General features: G+C 70.1%; 20 protein-coding genes. 4 read left to right on the top strand and 16 right to left on the bottom strand.

The features are described from left to right. Positions 1-65: 65 nt before the first annotated feature. The 6 genes from ACFXN1_RS01945 to ACFXN1_RS01920 form a co-directional block, all read right to left on the bottom strand. Positions 66-1,442: an RsmB/NOP family class I SAM-dependent RNA methyltransferase gene (locus tag ACFXN1_RS01945; RefSeq protein ID WP_379440083.1), complete on the bottom strand. Its 1,377-nt coding sequence runs from the start codon at positions 1,440-1,442 to the stop codon at positions 66-68. 707 nt (positions 1,443-2,149) lie between these two features. Continuing rightward, positions 2,150-3,073 (bottom strand): methionyl-tRNA formyltransferase, encoded by a 924-nt coding sequence (fmt, locus tag ACFXN1_RS01940; RefSeq protein WP_364612524.1) that lies wholly within the window; start codon positions 3,071-3,073, stop codon positions 2,150-2,152. Between the two features lies 1 nt (position 3,074). Continuing rightward, a complete protein-coding gene (def, locus tag ACFXN1_RS01935; RefSeq protein ID WP_379440082.1) occupies positions 3,075-3,647 on the bottom strand; it encodes a peptide deformylase in 573 nt (190 codons plus the stop codon). A 64-nt stretch (positions 3,648-3,711) separates the two neighbouring features. Further along, positions 3,712-4,731, bottom strand: a complete 1,020-nt coding sequence (locus tag ACFXN1_RS01930) for an esterase/lipase family protein (protein WP_379440080.1) — start codon at positions 4,729-4,731, stop codon at positions 3,712-3,714. A gap of 93 nt (positions 4,732-4,824) precedes the next feature. Next, the gene (locus tag ACFXN1_RS01925) at positions 4,825-5,421 is read right to left on the bottom strand and encodes a PadR family transcriptional regulator (RefSeq protein WP_379400497.1); all 597 of its coding nucleotides are present in this window, start codon (positions 5,419-5,421) and stop codon (positions 4,825-4,827) included. 194 nt (positions 5,422-5,615) lie between these two features. Then, a complete protein-coding gene (locus tag ACFXN1_RS01920) occupies positions 5,616-6,305 on the bottom strand; it encodes an HAD family hydrolase (RefSeq protein WP_379440079.1) in 690 nt (229 codons plus the stop codon). Between the two features lie 237 nt (positions 6,306-6,542). Here ACFXN1_RS01920 and ACFXN1_RS01915 point away from each other — a divergent pair, with 237 nt between their 5' ends. Further along, the gene (locus ACFXN1_RS01915) at positions 6,543-7,340 is read left to right on the top strand and encodes an ABC transporter ATP-binding protein (RefSeq protein ID WP_379440077.1); all 798 of its coding nucleotides are present in this window, start codon (positions 6,543-6,545) and stop codon (positions 7,338-7,340) included. 164 nt (positions 7,341-7,504) lie between these two features. Here the strand turns inward: ACFXN1_RS01915 and ACFXN1_RS01910 are convergent, their stop codons facing one another. Next, complete coding sequence (locus ACFXN1_RS01910; RefSeq protein ID WP_379440076.1) at positions 7,505-8,098, bottom strand: TetR/AcrR family transcriptional regulator; 594 nt, start codon at positions 8,096-8,098, stop codon at positions 7,505-7,507. Between the two features lie 77 nt (positions 8,099-8,175). Between ACFXN1_RS01910 and ACFXN1_RS01905 the strand changes: the two genes are divergently transcribed. The 3 genes from ACFXN1_RS01905 to ACFXN1_RS01895 are packed head-to-tail and all read left to right on the top strand — an operon-like array spanning position 8,176 to position 9,940. Beyond that, complete coding sequence (locus ACFXN1_RS01905) at positions 8,176-9,021, top strand: SDR family oxidoreductase (RefSeq protein ID WP_379440074.1); 846 nt, start codon at positions 8,176-8,178, stop codon at positions 9,019-9,021. A 45-nt stretch (positions 9,022-9,066) separates the two neighbouring features. After that, positions 9,067-9,492: a hypothetical protein gene (locus ACFXN1_RS01900; RefSeq protein ID WP_379400455.1), complete on the top strand. Its 426-nt coding sequence runs from the start codon at positions 9,067-9,069 to the stop codon at positions 9,490-9,492. A 10-nt stretch (positions 9,493-9,502) separates the two neighbouring features. Beyond that, positions 9,503-9,940, top strand: coding sequence for a MarR family winged helix-turn-helix transcriptional regulator (locus ACFXN1_RS01895; RefSeq protein ID WP_357003188.1), 438 nt, complete (start codon positions 9,503-9,505; stop codon positions 9,938-9,940). A gap of 6 nt (positions 9,941-9,946) precedes the next feature. On the opposite strand, the gene ACFXN1_RS01890 is transcribed toward ACFXN1_RS01895, so the two are convergent. The 9 genes from ACFXN1_RS01890 to ACFXN1_RS01850 form a co-directional block, all read right to left on the bottom strand. After that, positions 9,947-12,472 (bottom strand): primosomal protein N', encoded by a 2,526-nt coding sequence (locus tag ACFXN1_RS01890; RefSeq protein ID WP_379440073.1) that lies wholly within the window; start codon positions 12,470-12,472, stop codon positions 9,947-9,949. An 84-nt stretch (positions 12,473-12,556) separates the two neighbouring features. Beyond that, the gene (metK, locus tag ACFXN1_RS01885; RefSeq protein WP_379400457.1) at positions 12,557-13,771 is read right to left on the bottom strand and encodes a methionine adenosyltransferase; all 1,215 of its coding nucleotides are present in this window, start codon (positions 13,769-13,771) and stop codon (positions 12,557-12,559) included. Positions 13,772-13,987: 216 nt separating this feature from the next. Beyond that, positions 13,988-15,208, bottom strand: a complete 1,221-nt coding sequence (gene coaBC, locus ACFXN1_RS01880) for a bifunctional phosphopantothenoylcysteine decarboxylase/phosphopantothenate--cysteine ligase CoaBC (protein WP_354837421.1) — start codon at positions 15,206-15,208, stop codon at positions 13,988-13,990. Positions 15,209-15,215: 7 nt separating this feature from the next. Continuing rightward, positions 15,216-15,494 carry a DNA-directed RNA polymerase subunit omega gene (gene rpoZ, locus ACFXN1_RS01875; protein WP_067713345.1) on the bottom strand — a complete coding sequence of 93 codons (279 nt, stop codon included), beginning with the start codon at positions 15,492-15,494 and terminating at the stop codon, positions 15,216-15,218. Between the two features lie 74 nt (positions 15,495-15,568). Continuing rightward, complete coding sequence (gmk, locus tag ACFXN1_RS01870) at positions 15,569-16,153, bottom strand: guanylate kinase (RefSeq protein WP_379440071.1); 585 nt, start codon at positions 16,151-16,153, stop codon at positions 15,569-15,571. 7 nt (positions 16,154-16,160) lie between these two features. Next, the gene (gene mihF, locus ACFXN1_RS01865; protein WP_033086940.1) at positions 16,161-16,484 is read right to left on the bottom strand and encodes an integration host factor, actinobacterial type; all 324 of its coding nucleotides are present in this window, start codon (positions 16,482-16,484) and stop codon (positions 16,161-16,163) included. 600 nt (positions 16,485-17,084) lie between these two features. Next, positions 17,085-17,513, bottom strand: coding sequence for a VOC family protein (locus ACFXN1_RS01860; protein WP_379400459.1), 429 nt, complete (start codon positions 17,511-17,513; stop codon positions 17,085-17,087). Positions 17,514-17,696: 183 nt separating this feature from the next. Next, positions 17,697-18,545 (bottom strand): patatin-like phospholipase family protein, encoded by an 849-nt coding sequence (locus tag ACFXN1_RS01855; RefSeq protein ID WP_379400460.1) that lies wholly within the window; start codon positions 18,543-18,545, stop codon positions 17,697-17,699. Between the two features lie 58 nt (positions 18,546-18,603). Further along, positions 18,604-19,152, bottom strand: a complete 549-nt coding sequence (locus ACFXN1_RS01850; RefSeq protein ID WP_379440069.1) for a nuclear transport factor 2 family protein — start codon at positions 19,150-19,152, stop codon at positions 18,604-18,606. Positions 19,153-19,312: the final 160 nt, after the last annotated feature.

The raw sequence follows: 19,312 nt of genomic DNA, 5'->3' as shown, positions 1-19,312 counted from the left end.
GCTCGCCCAGCGTTCGGCCTCGGTGCACGGGTGGACCGAGGCCGAACGGCCGTGCGAGTCGGACCTTATTGCGGCTGAAGCGGTTTGCGCAGCGCGGCCAGGAACATGGCGTCGGTGCCGTGGCGGTGGGGCCACAGCTGGGCGCCGGGGCCGTCGCCGAGTTCCGGGACGCCCGGGAGCAGCTCGCGGGTGTCGAGCTGTTCCGCGCCGGTTCGGCGGACCATATCGGCCACCACGGAGACCGTTTCCGGGAGGTGCGGGGAGCAGGTCGAGTAGATCACGACACCGCCGGGGCGGACGAGATCCCATGCGGCGGTGAGGAGTTCGCGCTGCAGGGTGACCAGGTCGCGGACGTCGGAGGGCCGGCGGCGCCAGCGGGCCTCCGGGCGGCGGCGCAGGGCGCCCAGACCGGTACAGGGGGCGTCGACGAGGATGCGGTCGAAGCCCGGAGTCAGGCCGCTGTCGCGGCCGTCGGCGACATGGACGTCCACGGGCATGCCGCGGGTCGCCTGACGGACCAGGTCGGCGCGGTGCTCCGCGGGTTCGACGGCATCGACGCGGAAGCCGTCGATATCCGCGATCGCGGCCAGCAGCGCGGTTTTTCCGCCCGGCCCGGCACACAGGTCGAGCCAGCGGCCGGTGTCGGGGCCCTCGAGGGGTGCGCGGGTGACGGCCAGGGCGACCAGCTGGCTGCCCTCGTCCTGGACGGCGGCCATGCCCTCGCGGACCGGCTCCAGTTTCGCCGGGTCACCGCCCTCGAGGTACACCGCGTACGGCGACCAGCGGCCTTCCTCGCCGCCGGTGACCAGGGCCAGTTCCTCGGCGGTGATATCGCCGGGGCGCGCCACCAGGTGCACGGCGGGCCGTGCGTCGTCGGCCGCCAGCGCGTCGGCCAGCTCACCGGCCCGCGCGCCCAGGGCGTCCGCGAAGGCCTGCGCGATCCAGACCGGGTGCGCGTACTCGAATGCCAAGTGCCCCAGCGGATCTCGCGGCGCGAGCCGTTCCACCCACTCCTCGGGAGTGCGTTCGGCCACCCGCCGCAGCACCGCGTTCACGAACCCGGCCCGCCCCTGCCCGTACTCCGCTCGCACCAGCGCGACGGAGGTGTCGACCGCCGCGTGCGCGCCGATCCGGGTGCGCAGCAGCTGATAGGTCCCCAGCCGCAACGCATCCAGGAGCGGTCCGTCGATCTCCTCGACACCTCGCCCCGCGCACTCCGCGATCACCGCGTCCAGCAGCCCCTGCGACCGCGAGGCTCCATAGGTCAACTCGGTGGCCAGCGCGGCATCACGCCCACTGATATGCCGCTCCCGCAGCAGTCCGGGCAGCACCAGATTCGCGTAGGCATCCCGCTCCCGAACGGCTCGCAGCACATCCCGCGCCACCACCCGCACCGGATCGGCCCCGGCCCGCTCGGCCCGCCGGGCCGCGGCACTGCTCATGCCGGCCTTCGCGTCCGCCGCGGTCCGCTTCGGTCCCCGGCCCCCCTGCCCCGCGGTGCTTTCGCGATCGAACGAGCCACTCCGGCCGCCCGCCCGGTCACCACCGACGGAACGTCCGCCCGTGGACGCCGTGTGGTCACGTCCCGCACCCCGCCTCTCGCCACCGCGAGACCCGCGATCCGACCGGTTCGACCCGGAATCCCGGTCCCCTTCCGAGAATCCGCCGCGCCGGTCGTCGCTCTGCCGACCGCCGGCCGCCGAATCGCGCCCGCGGCCGGTGCCCGACCCATACCCGTCACGCCCGCGATTTCCGCCACTCGACCGGTTCGACCCCGAATTGCGGTCTCCCGCAGGGCGTTCGCCCTTGCCGAAGCCTGCGCGCCGCTGGTCCCCGCCGTCGGCCCCGCGCGATCCGGAGGATCCTGCCGCACCCGAATCGCCTGCCGTCCCGGCGGAGCGGCGGAAGCCGCGGCGCTGGTCACCCTCACCGGATTGCGTGCCGCCCCTAGAGTTCGCACCGCGTGTGTCGTCGGTTCCGTATCCCGGCGCGCGGCGCTGATCACCCTGGGATCGGTCGCTCGCCCGCGAGGTGCCCGAATCCCCGGCGGATGCGGAGCGGCGGAAGCCGCGGCGCTGGTCGCCGTCGCCGGACTGCGGGCGACCGCCGGTGCGCGAATCGCGGTCGCGGCCTTCGCCGTCCGGGCGGGTCACTCGACCACCGTGCCGGGCTCGAGGCGGGCGCCGCGGGCCCAGTCCAGGGCGGGCATCATGCGTTTGCCCTGGGGCTGGACCTGGGTGAGGCGGACCGCGGTGCTCGCGGTGCCGAGGTAGACGCCGGTCTTGCGAATGTCGATGGTGCCGACCGGGAGCGTCTCCTCCACCATCTCGACGGGGCCGAGTTTGAGGCGTTTGCCGTCGATTTCGGTCCAGGCGCCGGGGGCGGGGGTAACCGCGCGAATCCGGCGGTCGATGGCGAGGGCGGGCTGGCTCCAGCGGATGCGACCGGCCTCGGGATCCACCTTGGGGGCGTAGGAGATACCGTCCAGGGGCTGCGGAATCGCGTGCACGGTGCCGTCTTCCACAGCGTCGAGGGTGGATTCCAGCAGGACCGAACCGCTGTCGGCGAGCCGTTCCAGCAGCGAGCCCGCGGTGTCGGCGACGGCGATGCGCTCGGTCATGGTGCCGAAGACCGGGCCGGTGTCGAGGCCCTTCTCGATGCGGAAGGTCGACGCGCCGGTGTACTCGTCACCGGCGAGGATGGCGGCCTGCACCGGTGCGGCGCCGCGCCAGGCGGGCAGCAGCGAGAAGTGCAGGTTGATCCAGCCGTGCCGGGGAATGTCGAGCACCGGTTCGGGCAGCAGCGCGCCGTAGGCCACCACCGGGCAGCAGTCGGGCGCCAAAGCCGTCAGCTGCTCGATGAATTCGGGCTCCGACGGCCGCTTGGGCGTGAACACGGGAATCCCGTGCTCGTCGGCCAGCCGCCCGATGGGCGAGCGGGTGATCTTGCGGCCGCGTCCGGCCACCGCGTCCGGCCGGGTCACCACCCCGACCACCTCGTGCCTGGAGGATTCGATGAGCCGCCGTAGCGACGGCACCGCCGGTTCGGGGGTTCCCGCGAAGACCAGACGCATATCAGCGACTCCGTTCCCGGTCACCGGCCGCCGCGCGACGCCCGCCACCGATCTCGGACGCCGGCAGCACCGTGACTCCCTGTGTGAACCAACCGGATTCCCGGATGGTACGCATGGCCTCCTTGCGCGAGGCCGACTCCAGCCGCTGCAGGAACAGCACCCCGTCGAGATGGTCGGTCTCGTGCTGCACGCAGCGCGCCAGCAGCCCCTCGGCCCGGAACTCGACCGGCTTGCCGTCCATGTCGACACCGCGGGCCAGCACGGTCAGCGGGCGCGTCACGTCGAAGCGCACGCCCGGAATCGACAGGCAGCCCTCCGGCCCGGTCTGGGTCTCGTCGCCGATCACCTCGAAGACCGGGTTGATCAGATGCCCCTGCGCGTCGCCGGTGTCGTAGACGAATACCCGAAGCCCGACCCCGATCTGCGGGGCCGCCATGCCGACGCCCCCGCTCTCGTACATGGTGTCGATGAGGTCGGTCACCAGCTGGCGCACCTCCCGGTCGAACGTCTCGACCTCCGCCGCGCGGGCGCGCAGGATCGGATCGCCGAACAGGCGGACAGGCTGGATGGTCACGGGCAGCTCCCGATAGCGAACGAATACGGTCGTCTCATTTTACGGACGCCCGTGACCACCCTGATCAGGAATGCGCCGCCAACACGACATCGCTGATGCCGGTGCCCAGTGCGACCGGCACGCAGGCCGGTGTCACGGGGTGCGCGGGATCGAGCAGATTGACCACCAGCCGCTGCACGAACGGGTCGTACACCAGGTGGAAATGCCCGGTCAGGTCCTCCGCGCACTGCTCCTGCAGCACGATATTGGTGGCGCCCGCGCCATGCAGCGCGATGTTGGTGTTGGGCTGGATCATTTCATCGACGCGACTGCCGATCGTCGTGTATTTCACACCGGGCACCGTGTCGCCGCCCGCGTTCAGGTCCCTGATGAACGGCGATCCGGCCGCCTGTTGAATGGCGGCGGTGGAGGACCCCATCTCCACGAGCTTGTAGATGCCCGGCACCGCGTCGGCGATCGGCACCAGCCCGTACATGATCCCGCCGTAGCTGGGCGAGGCCAGGCCGATCCACTGGCCGACCTTCGGCGCGCCGCCGAGCTTGTTGATCCAGTACCGGGTCACGCTGGCGCCCTGCGAGAATCCGACCAGATCCACCTGGGTGGCCCCGGTCGCGGCGAGCACCTGATCGACGAAGGTGCCGATCTGCGCGGAGCTGGCCCACACGTCCTCGGTGCCGTAGGTGTCCTTGCCGGGTTTGCCGCCGTAGTTGAGGGCGAACACGCAGATCCCGGCCTGGGCCAGGAGTGGGCTGATGCCCGACCAGTCGGAGTAGGCCGAGGAGTCGGTGCCGTGTGCGAGCACCACCGGGCGCGGATGCTCCGCGGTCGGTTTGCAGCCGAAGTCGTTGGCGCCCTGGGGCGCCGCGTCCGGATGCTCCTTGAGATAGCGGGCCGCCGCCAGATGTTCGGTCTGCGGCGGCCCCTGTTGCGCCGGTACCTGCAGTACCGGAATCACGGCCGGTTCGGCCTGTGCGTACGTCCCCGTCGGTGTGGCGGCCGTACCGATCACGGCGGCCGCCAGCGCCATCACCCCCACCGGTGCCACGCGGCGCAGTGCGCGGGTCCGGCTCCTCTGTTGTCCCATGTCACAAGATCGCATGGGGCGCTTTTGTCCCATGTCACGATCTTCGCCGGAATCGGCCCGAATGTTCCAGCCAGAAGCGAGGTTTCGAGGCCATTACTTTTCGGGTGTGTCGTCCTCGGCGAGGATCCGGTAGAGCGAGCGGCGCGCCTCGGTGAGCACCTCGGCCGCCTTGGCCGCCTGCTCCTGCGTGCCGACCGCGGCCACCTGGGCGACCGCGCCCATCAGCTGGCCGACCAGTCCGCGCAGGTCCAGGGCCTGATCGCCGACGCCGTCCTTGACGTCCTGCCAGGGATCGCCCAGCTCGGTGCGGTTGGCCTCGACGTACTCGACACCGGATTCGGTGAGCTTGGCCGTCTTTCGACCCGACACCTTCTCGATCAGCACCAGCCCCTCGTCCTCGAGCTGCGCGAGCGCGGGATAGATGGAGCCCGGGCTGGGACGCCAGACATCCTGGCTGCGTTCGCGAATCTGCTGGATCAGCTCGTAGCCGTGCATGGGCCGCTCCTGCAGCAGCAGGAGGATAGCCGCGCGGACATCGCCGCGCCGGCCGCGCCCGCCCCGGCCGCGACCGCGGCCGAAGTGCGGACCGGGTCCGAAGCCGGGACCGAAGTCCGGGCCGAAACCACGACCGTGGCCGTGGCGGTGCGGGCCGAAGTCGCCGCGCGGGCCACGCGGGCCACCGCGACGCATCCGCGGGTGTTCGGGGCCCTGCTGCTCTTCGGCGCGCAGTCGCCGCCAGGGGCCGCGGCCCCGTTCGATGTTGTCCATGTTCTCCATGGTCGTGCCTCCTTCAAGGCTCGTCGTTGTGTTTGTTGCTATCGACGATATATCGACAATCTATCCACGACAAGAGTGGAGCGAGACACAAACCGTCCGGTTTGGACTTAGACGGTCAGGAGACCATGGGTGCGGACGGCCTCCCACAGCCCGGACGGGCGTTCAGCCGTCGGCAGTGGGTCGACCAGGGCGAATGCGCAGCCGATAGCGGCCGCACCACCGTCGGCCTCGGCGCTGTCGCCGACCATGAGGGTGTTCGCCGGGGTCGCGCCGAGGTTGTCGAGCGCCGATTTGAAGATGCGCGCGTCGGGTTTGATCGCACCGATTTCGAAGGACAGCGCGTAATCGCCGATATATCGATCCCAGCCGCGATCGGCGAAGGCCGGGCGGATGTCGAACGCGATATTGCTGACCATGCCCACCCGCACGCCGCTCTCGTGCAGCGCGCGCAGCACCTCACCGGTATCCGGGTAGGGCGTCCAGCCGTCCGGATCGAGCAGCAGCTCGTAGACCTGCAGAGCCTGCGCGTGCGGAACACCGGTCTGCTCGAGCACCTCCAGATAGGCGCGGCGGTGCAGCGCCGGATCGAGATCCCGATTCTCCCAGGCATATTGGCCCTCGGCATCGAACCGCACGATCTGCCCCACGGGCGCGGTGAGCCGGCGCATGATCTCGGCGATCTCGCGGGTATCGAGCAGGCGACCGGCGGCGTCGGTGAGCTGTGCGTCGTGGAAGGCGGACTCCTCGAATCGGAAAACCGTACCGGAGAAGTCGAACAGCACCGCGTCGATCGCCATCCCGCCACCCTACACAGGCGACCCCGCCGAGAACGTCGCCGAATCCCGCACCTGCACAAGCAGACTCGTCGTATCCAGCCCGCGCGCCGCAGCAGATATCGATGTGGTCGCCACGCAACCACGCCGGGTCCCCGCGACACCGCGGTGACCGGTCAGCCCGCTCGCGCATTGCCCCGCCGGTCCGTGAGCCGAACCACTACTCCTCAACTTGTCTGAGGAATTTGCTACGGTGGGCCCATGACGGATCCGGTGCTGAACGTGAGCGACGTGACGGTGGTGCGCGGCGGAAACCCCATCCTGCAAGGGGTTTCGCTCACCGTGCGCGCCGGTGAGCACTGGGCGCTACTGGGTCCCAACGGCGCGGGCAAGACCACCTTGCTGCGCATGCTCGGTGCGTTCGAGCATCCGACCCGGGGCAGCGTGGAGGTGCTCGGGGAGCGGCTGGGCCGGGTGGACATGCGCGCCCTGCGGGCCGGCATCGGCCATGTCGATCCGCGCCACGCCCCGAGCGGCCCGCTCACGGTCCGCGACGTGGTGATCACCGGCGCGACCAACACCGCCGGCCTCATCCCCCGCTGGCACGCGACGCCCGCCCAGCTCGCCGAGGCCGACCGCCTGATCGACCTGCTCGGCCTGTCCCACCGCCGTGACGCCGACTGGCAGATCCTGTCCCAGGGCCAGCGCGGCCGCACCCTCATCGCCCGCGCCCTCATGCCGAACCCGCGCCTGCTCCTGCTCGACGAACCCGCCACCGGCCTGGATCTGGCCGGGCGCGAACAACTCCTGGAACGTCTCGACCTGCTCCAGCGCTCCCACCCCGGCCTCGCCTCGGTCCTGGTCACCCACCATCTGGAAGAACTCCCGCCGGGCACCACCCACGCCATGCTCCTGCGCAACGGCCACACGGTCGCCGCGGGCCCGGTCGGCGAGGTGATCACCACCGCCCACATCAGCGCCTGCTTCGACCACCCGGTCCGCATCCTCCGCGACGAGGGCCGCTGGTCCGTGAGACCCGCTCAGCCTCAACTGAACTGACCCGAACTCGCCGCGCCGCCCGGGCCCGAACCGCACGACCGGCGCCACACTCACGCATCCGCATCCGGCGCGCGCCCCGGCTTCACGAAATTGCGCTCAGCCAGCTGACCCGAGCCGCCCATCTGCCCGAATGGGCCAATGCGCCTCGCGGCCGTATGGGGGGCTCAGGTTGCGGGGACGAGGGAGTCGATCCAGCGTTCCAGCCGTGCGCCTTCCGCTTCCATCATCGCGGGGTCGCGGAAGGTGTTGGTGAGCAGGGAGATTCCCTGGTAGGCGGCCAGCAGGGCGACGGCCAGTTCATGAAAGTCGGTGCGGCCCATGGCGGCGAACTGGGCGTCGATCCAGTCCAGGAGGCCGCGCATGACGGCGGCGAGTTCGCGGTCGAGGCCGTCGGCGCGTTTGTCGAGTTCGGTGGCGAGAGAGCCGGAGGGGCAACCGAATTGGGCGGCGAGGTCGCGCTGGTCGACCCAGCCGCGGACGAGGGCCTTCAGTCGTTCGGCGGGGGCGTCGAAGAGTTCCAGGGCCGCGATGATCTCCTGGGCGGTGCGGGCGTGAGCGCCGATCGCGGCCTGGACCAGCTGATCCTTGGTCTTGAAGTAGTAGTACACGTTGCCCACCGGCACCTCGGCGGCGCGCGCGATATCGGCAATGGTCGTCTTCTCGACGCCCTGTTCGTGGAATACCTTGGCCGCCGCGTCCGCGAGCCGCTCCCGCTTCCCCGCCTTCGCGGCCGTCGCTCGCGGCGCTGAGTTAGTCATACAACTAACTATAGACAATGCCCGGTCACATGCCCTATGGTTCGAGTTAGTCAGCCAACTAACTCAGGAGTGGACAGATGATCGTGGTAACCGGTGCGACCGGAAATGTCGGCAGCGCTCTCGTGCGAGAGCTCGCGGAGGCCGGCGAGAAGGTGGTCGCGGTGTCGCGGGGCGAGAAGCCGGTGGATCTGCCCGAGGGCGCCGAGCACCGCCGCGCCGATATCGGGGAGCTGGACAGCCTCGCCGGGGCGGTGGCGGGTGCGCGGGCGTTGTTCCTGCTCATCACGGGCCCGCAGCTGGTGGCGGGACCGGCGGCCGCCGAGGTGCTGGAAACCGTTGCGGCGGCGGGTGTCCGGCGAGTGGTGTTCCTGTCCTCGCAGGGCGCGGTGACGCGGCCGGGCAGCGACGGCTACGCGCGCACGCTGGAATTCGAGCAGGCGCTGGCCGCTTCGGATCTGGAGTGGACGGTGCTACGGCCGGGCGGGTTCTTCAGCAATACCTTCGCCTGGATCGAGCCGGTGCGGGCCGAGCGGATGATTCCCGCGCCGTTCGGGGATGTCGGTCTGCCGCAGGTGGATCCGGCCGATATCGCGGCCGTGGCCGCGGCGGCGCTGCGGGAGGACGGCCATGATCGGCAGGTCTACACGGTGACCGGTCCCGAGCTCGTCACCCCGCGCCAGCAGGCACAGGCGCTGGCGGCCGCACTGGGCGAGCCGCTGCGGTTCGCGGAGCTCACCCGCGAGCAGGCCCGGGTGAACATGCTGCGGTTCATGCCGGAATCGGTCGCCGACCACACGCTCACCATCCTCGGTGAGCCGACGCCCGAGGAGCAGCTGGTCAGCGGCGATGTCGAGCGGGTGCTGGGCCGCCGGGCAACCGGATACGCCGAATGGGCGGCCCGCGTGGCTCCGGCCTTCCGGTGAATCTCGCCATTGAACATTTAGTACGCTATCGCTTATCGTAAGCATATGCATACTAAATCGTTCTCGGACGGCACCGTGCTGATGCCGTGGAATCCCGGCCCGAATCACCAGTTCTCGGGCCCGGTCTTCGTCAGCGTCACCGATTTCCTCGCGAGCTCGGAGACGGAGTCGCGCGAGATCTATACGACCGGGCTGGAATTGGGGAAAACGTGGCCGGTCATGCAGGGCGCGGTCGGCCTGTGGCTGTGGGGCAGGCCGGCCGAGTTCCGCGGCGGCTCGATCTCGGTGTGGGAGTCGGAGCGGGATATGCGCCGGTTCGTGCGGTGGCCGGTGCACACCGCGATCGTGCGGGCCTGGCGCGGCCGGGTCGGCATCGGCGTCGACTCCTGGCAGGCCGAAAAGTTCGACGCCGACGCGATTCTGACCCGCGCCGGCGACACGATCGAAAGGCCGCACCGGCGCGCCGCCTAATCTTGTCCGCATGACAGACCGTCCGGACCTGGCAGCGATGATCGTCCCCCTGGGCCGCGCCCTCATGGCGGCCGAGCAACCGGTGCTCGCCGCACACGGACTCACCATGTGGGCGTACGTCGTGCTGCTGCATCTGGACGAGGGGCCCGCGCGGGGTCAGGGCGTGCTGGCGCAGGAGATCGGGGCGGACAAGACGCGCATCATCGCGGTGCTCGACGACCTGCAGGAACGCGGCCTCATCGAACGCCACCCCGATCCGGCCGACCGCCGGGCCCGGCTGCTCGCCCTCACCCCCGAGGGCCGTCGCCTCCGCGACGCGGCGCAGGCCGGGATCCAGGCCCAGGAGGATCACCTGCTGGGCAAGCTCCCCGCCGCCGATCGCCGCGGCTTCCTCAATGCCCTCATCACCCTCGCCGCCCTCCCCCGCGACGAAATCACCGGCCCCTGACCGAGTTCAGCCGATGTCGATGGGGTCGATCTGGACGCGCAGGGGCGCGTCGGAGCGATGAGTACTGCGGACGGCCTGAGCGGCGGTGAGGGCACGGGAGAGGGCCGCGCCGGTGGCGCGGTCGGCGCGCAGGATCATGCGTTCGACCTCGGCGGGAGAGTCGCCGGAGGAGAACGGCTTTCGCGCACCCGGCGGCAGCGGCACCGGACCCAGGATCTCGACGCCGTCGGGAAGCTGTGCCTCGCCGAGCAATTCGGCGATGGAGTCCGAGGTGCCGTCGATGGCGGCGAAGCGGACCGCGGGCGGGAAGCGCACCTCCGTGCGCTGCTCGAGCTCGAAACCGGCGTGCCACACCGGATCCCAGCGCACCAGCGCCTGCACGGTCGGGATCCCGGCGTCGGCCATGACGATGACCCGGCCACCGGGGCGCACCAGCGCCGCGGCCGACATCCAGCGGCGCAGGGCATCCTCGGCGGCGCGGAGATCGGCGCGGCCGAGCAGGGCCCAGCCGTCGAGCAGCATGGCGACCGCGTAACCGCCGGGCACCCGGGGTTCCGCGCCGATGGTGGACACCACGACCTGCGGGCCCTCCGGCACGGTGTTCAGGATCGACGACCCGCCCGAACCTCGCACGGGCACACCGGGAAACGCGCGTCCCAGTTCTTCGGCCGTGCGCGACGCACCGATGACGACGGCCCGCAGCGCCCGCGATCCGCAGGCTCCGCAGCGGAAGGCCGCCTCGGTGATCCCGCACCATCGGCAGGCCGGACTCTGCGCCTCGGCCACCCCTTCCCGCCCGCTGCGCAGCGCGGCACGTGACGCGGGCGCGCTGTCCGGCAGCGCCAGTGGACCGTTGCAATGGCGGCAGCGCGCCGGGGTCCGGCACTTGGCGCAGGCCAGCGCCGGGATGTATCCGCGCCGCGGCACCTGAACCAGCACCGGCCCACCGGCTTTGATCGCCTTGCGCGCCTCCGTGAACGCCACGGCCGGAATGCGGATGGCCTGCGCGATCGGGTCCCGCTCCAATGCCGCGTCGGTATCGCCGGGCGCGGTGATGCGCGGCATGGCCTGCCGCACCACGGCCCGATCCGCGAGCAGATCGTGCGCCCAGCCGGATTCGACGATCGCCTGCACCTCGGCCGTCCGCGAGAACCCGCCCGCCACGAACGCCGCCCCGGTCTCGTGCGCCCGCAACATGGCCACTTCCCGCGCATGCGGATACGGCGACCGCGGTTCGGCGAAGGTATCGTCCCCGTCATCCCAGATGGCGATCAGCCCAAGGTCTTTCACCGGCGAGAACACGGCACTGCGCGTCCCCACGACGACCCGCGCCTTCCCACGCAACACCGACAGCCACCGCCGATACCGCGCCGAGGGCCCCAGCCCCGCCGCCAGCCCCACCGCCGACTCCCCCACCAGCACAACACATTCCCCCAGCACCCGATCCAGATCCCGCTGATCCGGCACCATGATCACCGCACTGCGGCCGCCACGCACGGTCACCGCCGCCAGCTCCGCCAGCCGCCGCGCCCAGTCCTCCCCCGGCAATGCCTGCCACCCCGCCCGCGGCCCGCGCCCCGCCGCCAGCGCGCCCAGGAACGAATGCCCGTGGACATACCGCCCCCACGCCGGGAACTCAGCGGCCGACGTCGGCGAAGCAGCAGTCACCGGCTGCTCCCCGGACTCGTCCGCCGGCGCCGCGGCCGCTGACGCCGTCGAGTGGTCGCCGGTGCCGAGCACAACCAGATCAGGCTGCGCAGCAACGGTTCCCGTCGAGCTTTCGGCGGCGACCGCGCCCGAATCGACGGCCACAGCCATCGACACCGAATCCCTGTCGGCGACAAGAGTCACCTCATCGGCGGATACATCGCTGCCCTGGACCGGGGCGGTGTCCGCACCCTCGCCGTGCGCGACGTCCCCGATGTCGCTTCTGCCTTCCGCGATCGCGAGTGCCGACTCCCCCGCCGATTCGGCACCTTGCGGAACGGGGTGTGCGGCAGCGTCTTCAGCGTTTCCGGGCGCGACGGAGATCGTCGCGTCACTCGGATGCGATGCGGTGGTGCGGGCCTGCGTAACGTCGGGGTGGGCCGAATCATCCACTGCCACAACAGGATCAGCGGCCGGTGGGCTCTTCTTCGAAGTGCGCTTGGGCTTTTCGGGCTTTTCCACGCCCTCGGATTCGACCTTGGCGTGGCGGGGCGGGATGGCGAGGCGGAGGACGTCCGCGCGGGTGCCCGCGTATCGGGCGGCCACGGCGGTGACGAGCGCGAGGATCTCCGGGGTGAGGACGCGTTCGCCGGAGACCACGCGTTCGAGGCGGACGAGTTTGCCGGTGTGATCGGACTTTTCGCGGCGTTCGAGGAGGTAGCCGTCGACGAGGCGGCCGGAGAAGCGGACGCGGACGCGAACGCCGGGCTGGGCGAGTTCGTCCATCTCGGGCGGGACCAGGTAGTCGAAATCCCGGTCCAGGTGGGCGGGTTCGAGCAGGGGCAGGACCCGCGCGATCGGGCGGGACTCGCCAACGCGCTCCACCTCCCTGCGCTTGGCGGGAGCGTCGGACTCGGAGGGGGTCTCCGTGCCCGACGCTCCCGTCGAGAGTGGTGGGGTGCCGGTCAATTACAGCCCGGCGGCCGCACGCAGCTTCTCCGCGCGGTCGGTGCGCTCCCACGGCAGATCGACGTCGGTGCGGCCGAAGTGGCCGTAGGCGGCGGTCGGCGCATAGATCGGGCGCAGCAGGTCCAGGTCGCGGATGATCGCGCCGGGACGCAGGTCGAAGACCTGACCGATGGCGTCGGAGATCTTGATCGGGTCGATCAGCTCGCTGCCGAAGGTCTCGACGAACAGGCCGACCGGGGCGGCCTTGCCGATGGCGTAGGCGACCTGGACCTCGACCCGCTCGGCCAGGCCGGCGGCGACGACATTCTTGGCGACCCAGCGCATGGCGTAGGCGGCCGAGCGGTCGACCTTCGACGGATCCTTGCCCGAGAAGGCGCCGCCACCGTGGCGGGCCATGCCGCCGTAGGTGTCGACGATGATCTTGCGGCCGGTCAGGCCCGCGTCACCCATGGGTCCACCGAGCACGAACTTGCCGGTCGGGTTGACCAGCAGGCGGACATCGGAGGTGTCCAGCGGGTTGGGCAGCTGGAGCTCGCCGAGCACCGCGTCGACGACCTTCTCGCGGATGTCCGGGGTGAGCAGGTTGTCCAGGTCGATGTCGGCCGCGTGCTGGGTCGAGATGACCACGGTGTCGAGGCGCTTGGGGATGGCGCCGTCGTACTCGATGGTGACCTGGGTCTTGCCGTCGGGACGCAGGTACGGCAGCACGCCGGACTTGCGGACCTCGGTCAGGCGGCGAGACAGCTTGTGCGCCAGCGAGATCGGCAGCGGCATCAGCTCGGGGGTCTCGATGGTGGCGTAGCCGAACATCAGGCCCTGGTCGCCCGCGCCCTGACGGGCGATCTCGTCGTCCTCGCCGCCCACGCGGGCCTCGTGCGAGGTGTCCACGCCCATGGCGATGTCCGGCGACTGGGCGCCGATGGCGACGTTCACGCCGCAGGAGGCGCCGTCGAAACCCTTTGCGGAGGAGTCGTACCCGATCTCCAGGACCTTCTCGCGGACGATGGTCGGGATATCGGCGTAGGCCGTGGTGGTGACCTCACCGGCCACGTGCACCTGACCGGTGGTCACCAGGGTCTCCACCGCGACCCGGCTGCGCGGATCGGCCGCGAGCAACGCGTCGAGGATGGAATCGCTGATGGCATCACAGATCTTGTCGGGGTGACCCTCGGTCACCGACTCACTGGTGAATAGGCGGCTGCCAGACGTGCGCACAGTTGTTCCCTCTCCCTCAACGGGTTTCTCGTATCGGGTGGCGACAGTAGCGTCTCCGCTGCATCGCACAACCCTTTGTCTCAGGTTATTCCAATATGTTCGTCACAGGGGCGAGCCGCCCTCGTTAAGAACACATCGTGACTCAGACAGTCGCCGTTAATCTGCCGTCCCAGCGGGAGACAGCGGCAAGTGCCCGAACCCTGCGGTGCCGAGGCTTCAGCGGAGCAAGGGGCCGAGTGCATCCAGCACCCGGCTGGCCAGCAGTGCCTTGGACCCGTGGTCCAGGGCGATCTCGGTGCCGTCGGCACCGAGCAACCAGCCGTCGTTGGTGTCGACCTCGAAGGCCTTCCCCTCCCCGACGGCATTCACGACCAGCAGGTCGCAGCCTTTACGGGCCAGTTTGGCCCGGGCGTGGGTGAGCACATCCGCGTGCTCGTCCCCGGTCTCGGCGGCGAAGCCGACGATCGCGGTGCCCGGTAGGTGCCCGTCGCGACGGGACTGCACCAACCCGGCCAGGATATCCGGTGTCTTGGCGAGCGCGATCGAATCCGGTTCTCCCGCACCCTTTTTGATCTTGGCCGCCGCCACGTTCACCGGACGGAAGTCGGCCACCGCCGCGGCCATGACGACCGCGTCCGCACCCAGCGAGTGCTTGTCGACGGCCACCTTCAGCTGTTCGGCGGTGGTCACGTGCACGACCTCGACCGCGGCCGGCGGTTCGAGCCCGATGGTATTGCCCGCGATCAGCGTCACCTGCGCACCGCGCTGGGCGGCCAGGCGGGCGATCGCGTAGCCCTGCTTGCCGGAACTCCGATTGCCCAGGAAGCGCACCGGATCCAGCGGTTCCCGGGTGCCGCCCGCGGACACCACGACGCGGCGGCCCTCGAGGTCGCGCGGCAGGGCGTCGGCGCGTTCGAGCAGCAGCCGGGCCAGACCGAAGATCTCCTCCGGCTCGGGCAGCCGGCCCGGGCCGGTGTCGGTGCCGGTCAGCCGGCCCGAGGCCGGTTCCATGACCACGGCGCCGTGCGCGCGCAGCGTCGCCACGTTCGCCCGGGTGGCCGGGTGCTCCCACATCTCGGTGTGCATGGCCGGGGCGAACAGGATCGGACAGCGCGCGGTCAGCAGCGTCGCGGTCAGCAGATCGTCGGCGCGGCCCTGCGCGGCACGGGCCATGAGGTCCGCGGTGGCGGGGGCGATGACGACCAGGTCGGCCTCCTGGCCGAGGCGCACGTGCGGCACCTCGGGCACATCGGCGAAGACACCGGTGTGCACGGGGTGGCCGGACAGCGCCTCGAAGGTGGCCTTGCCGACGAATTGCAGCGCCGACTCGGTGGGAATGACACGAACCTCGTGCCCGGTTTCGGTGAACCGGCGCACGAGGTTGCAGCTCTTGTAGGCGGCGATACCGCCGCCGACTCCGACGACGATCCGGGTCACCGCGGGACTACTCCCCTTCGGAGTGCTCGAGCAGGTCGGCGTGGATCTCGCGCATCGCCACCGACAGCGGCTTCTCCTGCAGACCCGGCTCGACCAGCGGACCGACGTATTCGAGAATGCCGTCGCCGAGCTGGTTGTAGTAATCGTTGATCTGGCGGGCCCGCTTGGCCGCGTAGATGACCAGCGCGTACTTGGACGAAGTCCGCTCCAGCAGTTCGTCGATCGGCGGGTTGGTGAGGCCGACCGGAGTGTCGTAGGCGGGCGCGGTCTTGATGTCCGTACTCACTAGGAGGACTCCTGCGGGGTTGTTCGGAAGGGTGGCGTCCGGCTCACTTCGAAGACGAGCCGGTGGTTCGGGACCTATGACCCCGAATTTGTGCTAACGAACAACGATACCAACTGCTCACAGGCGCTGGTCACGTGGTCGTTCACGATGACGATGTCGAACTCGTCACATGCAGCCAATTCGGTGCGAGCGGTCTGCAGACGACGCTCGATCACCTCGGGCGATTCCGTCCCGCGCGAGGTCAGGCGGGACACCAGCTCGTCCCAGCTGGGTGGGGCCAGGAAGACCAGTTTGGCTTCCGGCATGGTCTTGCGGATCGAGCGCGCGCCCTCGAGGTCCACCTCGATCAGGACGTGATGTCCGGACGTGAGCGCTTCCCGCACGGGTGCGGCCGGGGTGCCCGACCGCTGCAGTCCACCATGGATGTCGGCCCATTCGAGCAGTTCGCCCGCCTCGATCATGGCGTCGAACTTCTCACGGGTGACGAATCGGTAGTCCCGGCCGTCGACCTCCCCGGGCCGCGGAGCCCGGGTGGTGGCCGACACACTGAATACCAATTCGGGCAGTCGTTCGCGCACGCAGCGCACGACGGTGGACTTACCGACGGCCGAGGGGCCGACCAGGACAACCAGTCGACCCTTCCGAGTGTGTTCGACCACCCTCGGATTATTCGGCGCTGAAGTCGAACCGGGCCAGCAGCGCCTTACGCTGCCGGTCGCCCAGTCCGCGCAGGCGGCGGGTGGGAGCGATCTCGAGCTCGCTCATGATCTCGGCCGCCTTGACCTTGCCAACCTTCGGCAGGGCCTCGAGCAGCGCCGAAACCTTCATCTTGCCGAGGACTTCGTCCTTCTCGGCGTCCGCAAGGACCGTCTTCAGATCGGTGCCACCACGCTTCAAGCGCTCCTTGAGCTCCGCCCGAGCGCGGCGAGCGGCAGCCGCCTTCTCCAAAGCAGCGGCGCGCTGCTCGTCAGTCAGCTGGGGAAGGGCCACGGTTCCTCCGTCTCATCGTTCATTGCTTGATCTACCTCCGGTAACCCGGTGGTCTCAGCGACCGTACCCACGACGCTTGCCGATTGCGAACCCACCCCCCAGGTCAGCGCGTGATTCGGGCCGCGACCGGGCCGGATGGGCAGCGGCGCGGGCAGTGCCGGACCGCCCCCCGCGATCGGCTCGGCACGGTCGCGAATAGCCTTGCAGCCTGGGCTTTTTCACGGACTTGACAGGGCCCGGGAGAGGTCGGACGGGCCTCGCACAAAACCGTGACCGACCTGTAATCACGCGACCTGGATTTTTCTTGGATTTCTCGGCGTGTCGTTCGATTCAGTACCGCGTGTCGCGTATCACCCGAGGCACTGCGAACGGTGCCGAAACACACAATTCCGACACCTTCCCGTGCAGGTCGGGCCGGTTCGGGGCAGCCCCGCCACCGCCGGAACGGCCCGTTTTCCACCCCTCACGCGGCCACTGACGGCTTAAACCTCCCGGCACCGAGAACTACGCCCGCCGCGGTGCGGCGGGCGTGAGAGAGGCGATACGGACAAGCGTTCGATCGCCCGCCGGAAGGGTTCGCCAACAGCGAACAAGATCGCGTCAGTCGTCGTAGTGGCACAGCTCCACGAGCGTGCCCTCCGGAGCCCGCACGTGCGCCACGCGCATGCCCCACGCGGGCTGATCGGCGGGCTCGGCGGCGATCCGGGCGCCGCGCTCGCGCAGGGTCTCGACGGCCGAGTCGACATCGGCGACGCGCAAAACCACGACGACCGTGTCGATCTCGCCGCGCGGGCGGTGCGCGGCGCCGATCGCGGCGTCCATGTAGGCGCGGGTGAACAGCGCGAGATCCTGGCCGCCGAGGGTGAAGCAGGCGTACGGGCCGGCGTCGGATTCGGGGACGTCGCCGGGCACCTCCTGCTTCAGGGGCAGGCCCAGGACGTCGCGATAGAAGCGATAGCTGGACGCGAAATCGTCCACCAGGACGCGGGTTTGGCCGTAGGAGACGAGGCCGAGGCCGGCGTCGGACATGAGAAATCCCACCTTTCTACCGAGCGGTCGGGTTTCAGCCTAGTGCTCCGGGGAAGGCGGCCGATCAGGCCCTCCGAGACGGAATCAGTTGCTCTCCATAGCGATTCGCAGGCCCAGCCCAACCGCGATGCCGCCCTCGCCGGCAACTCCCGCGCGGCGGCCAGGTTCCGGTTCGGATCCGCTTCAGGCTGCGGGCCAGAAGTCCTTCAGGCCCGGGGCTGCCTCCACACCCTGCCGCAGACCCGCTTCATAGGCAGGTTCGAGGGCAGCGGCGTTGAACAGATCGGGACCGTAGGCGGCAATGGCACCTGCGTCCGGGACGATGAAACTCGTTGCCGCGCCGCCCAGGTCACGATCGGATGGGCTGTGCGGGAACAGGTGGGCCAGGGGTTCGATGATCAGGATGCGTTCCGCGCCCGCCGCCAGGTCGGCATTGATAGGTGAGCGCATACCGCCGTCGATGTAGAAGGTGCCGTCGACCAGGATGGGCGGGAAGACGCCGGGGACCGACGTGCTGGAGGCAAGGGCCTCGGGGAGGGTGGCCTTGCCATCGGGGGTCCAGACCTGGAGTTCGCCGGTGGTGACGCTGCAGGCGGTGATCCGGAGGTCGCGTCGCGGCCATTCGGCATTGCCGACGAAGGCGCCTATGCGGGCGACGTGGTCGGCCGGATCGCCGACGTTCATTTCGAGTGCACGGACGCCGGCGCGGCGGCGGGCCTCGTTCGGGTCCAGACCAGGAGTGGCCAGAATGCCCATGATTTCGCCGAAGGCATTCGGGTCGAAGTTGATCGGCGGGGTGTCGGAGTCCGGGGAGGGCCGCCGGAGCAGCATGTTCAGATCGACCTCGGCGGCGAGCGCCGCGCCGACGACGGCACCGGCGGAGGTGCCGACGATTCGCTCGGCAAGTGCGGTGTCGATACCGTTCTCGCGCAGGCCGATGACAACGCCCGCCATCCAGCTCAGGCCGACCGCGCCACCCCCTCCGAGAACGAGCGCGTGACGAATTCCGTTGGGCGGCACTGCGGCAGACATGCCGCCCACTCTATCCCGAGTTCGACCGAACCGGAGGTGGTTCCTCCGAAAATCGGATTCAGGAACCACACCTGGTGAAGGCGTCCGGTAGCGCACCGTCACCGTAGATTCCGGCGGTCCGGCTCTCGAAGCGCGGCCCCTGCGGGGCCAGGGCGATGATGTCGTCGTAGGAACCCAGCGCCGAGAACTGGGCGGCAAATTGCTTGGTGGTGTCCACCTGCACCACGCCGACCGGGGTGAAGGCGTGCACCTTGTTGCCCTCCCGGATCATCAGCGTCCTGCCGGGGTAGTGTGCGAACACCTGGCCGGGCTGATGTGCCTTGGCCGCGAAGGCGGCCAGGGCGGTGCGGCCGTGGATCACCTGCCGGTTGCCGTCGCTGCCGGGGAAGCTGAAAACGCCGTCCTCGGTGAACAATCCGGCCCAGGCGTCGGACTGCCCGTAGTCGAAGTACGGGCCGTAGGCGGCGAAGAGGTTGTCGATCTGGGCGCGGGTCTCCGGGTTCGGGGTGTCGCAGGCGGGCGCGGCGGTGGCGACGCCCGCGCCGATGGGGGTGAGGGCAAGGCAGGCGGCGGCCAGCATGGTGGCGGCGAATGCGGTGGGGCGCATCGGGATTCCTTCCAGGGGGTGGGTGGCTCGATCCTTGGAGCGAGCGGAAGGGCCCGCCAGCGGGTGTCCCGATGACCCGTCCCCGGTGTCCGATGAACGGGAATCGCCCCGGTCGCGCTGGGGCGGCCGGGGCGATTCCGCGTCGGGTAGGGCGTTGCGG

Origin of the sequence: Nocardia sp. NPDC059154 (genome assembly GCF_042755705.1) — a bacterium.
Taxonomy (GTDB): Bacteria; Actinomycetota; Actinomycetes; order Mycobacteriales; family Mycobacteriaceae; genus Nocardia.
The sequence above is the reverse complement of the archived record's forward strand: the minus strand, read 5'-3'. Positions and strand labels throughout refer to the sequence as shown.

Excerpts from the sequence above, each read along its gene's own strand:
- ACFXN1_RS01915 (WP_379440077.1), top strand. The coding sequence starts at position 6,543 with ATGACGGATCCGGTGCTGAACGTGAGCGACGTGACGGTGGTGCGCGGC.
- ACFXN1_RS01895 (WP_357003188.1), top strand. The coding sequence starts at position 9,503 with ATGACAGACCGTCCGGACCTGGCAGCGATGATCGTCCCCCTGGGCCGC.
- ACFXN1_RS01855 (WP_379400460.1), bottom strand. The coding sequence starts at position 18,545 with ATGTCTGCCGCAGTGCCGCCCAACGGAATTCGTCACGCGCTCGTTCTC.
- ACFXN1_RS01900 (WP_379400455.1), top strand. The coding sequence starts at position 9,067 with ATGCATACTAAATCGTTCTCGGACGGCACCGTGCTGATGCCGTGGAAT.
- ACFXN1_RS01910 (WP_379440076.1), bottom strand. The coding sequence starts at position 8,098 with ATGACTAACTCAGCGCCGCGAGCGACGGCCGCGAAGGCGGGGAAGCGG.
- ACFXN1_RS01850 (WP_379440069.1), bottom strand. The coding sequence starts at position 19,152 with ATGCGCCCCACCGCATTCGCCGCCACCATGCTGGCCGCCGCCTGCCTT.
- ACFXN1_RS01925 (WP_379400497.1), bottom strand. The coding sequence starts at position 5,421 with ATGCGTCGCGGTGGCCCGCGTGGCCCGCGCGGCGACTTCGGCCCGCAC.
- ACFXN1_RS01945 (WP_379440083.1), bottom strand. The coding sequence starts at position 1,442 with ATGAGCAGTGCCGCGGCCCGGCGGGCCGAGCGGGCCGGGGCCGATCCG.
- ACFXN1_RS01905 (WP_379440074.1), top strand. The coding sequence starts at position 8,176 with ATGATCGTGGTAACCGGTGCGACCGGAAATGTCGGCAGCGCTCTCGTG.
- ACFXN1_RS01930 (WP_379440080.1), bottom strand. The coding sequence starts at position 4,731 with ATGGGACAACAGAGGAGCCGGACCCGCGCACTGCGCCGCGTGGCACCG.
- fmt (WP_364612524.1), bottom strand. The coding sequence starts at position 3,073 with ATGCGTCTGGTCTTCGCGGGAACCCCCGAACCGGCGGTGCCGTCGCTA.
- ACFXN1_RS01920 (WP_379440079.1), bottom strand. The coding sequence starts at position 6,305 with ATGGCGATCGACGCGGTGCTGTTCGACTTCTCCGGTACGGTTTTCCGA.
- ACFXN1_RS01860 (WP_379400459.1), bottom strand. The coding sequence starts at position 17,513 with ATGTCCGACGCCGGCCTCGGCCTCGTCTCCTACGGCCAAACCCGCGTC.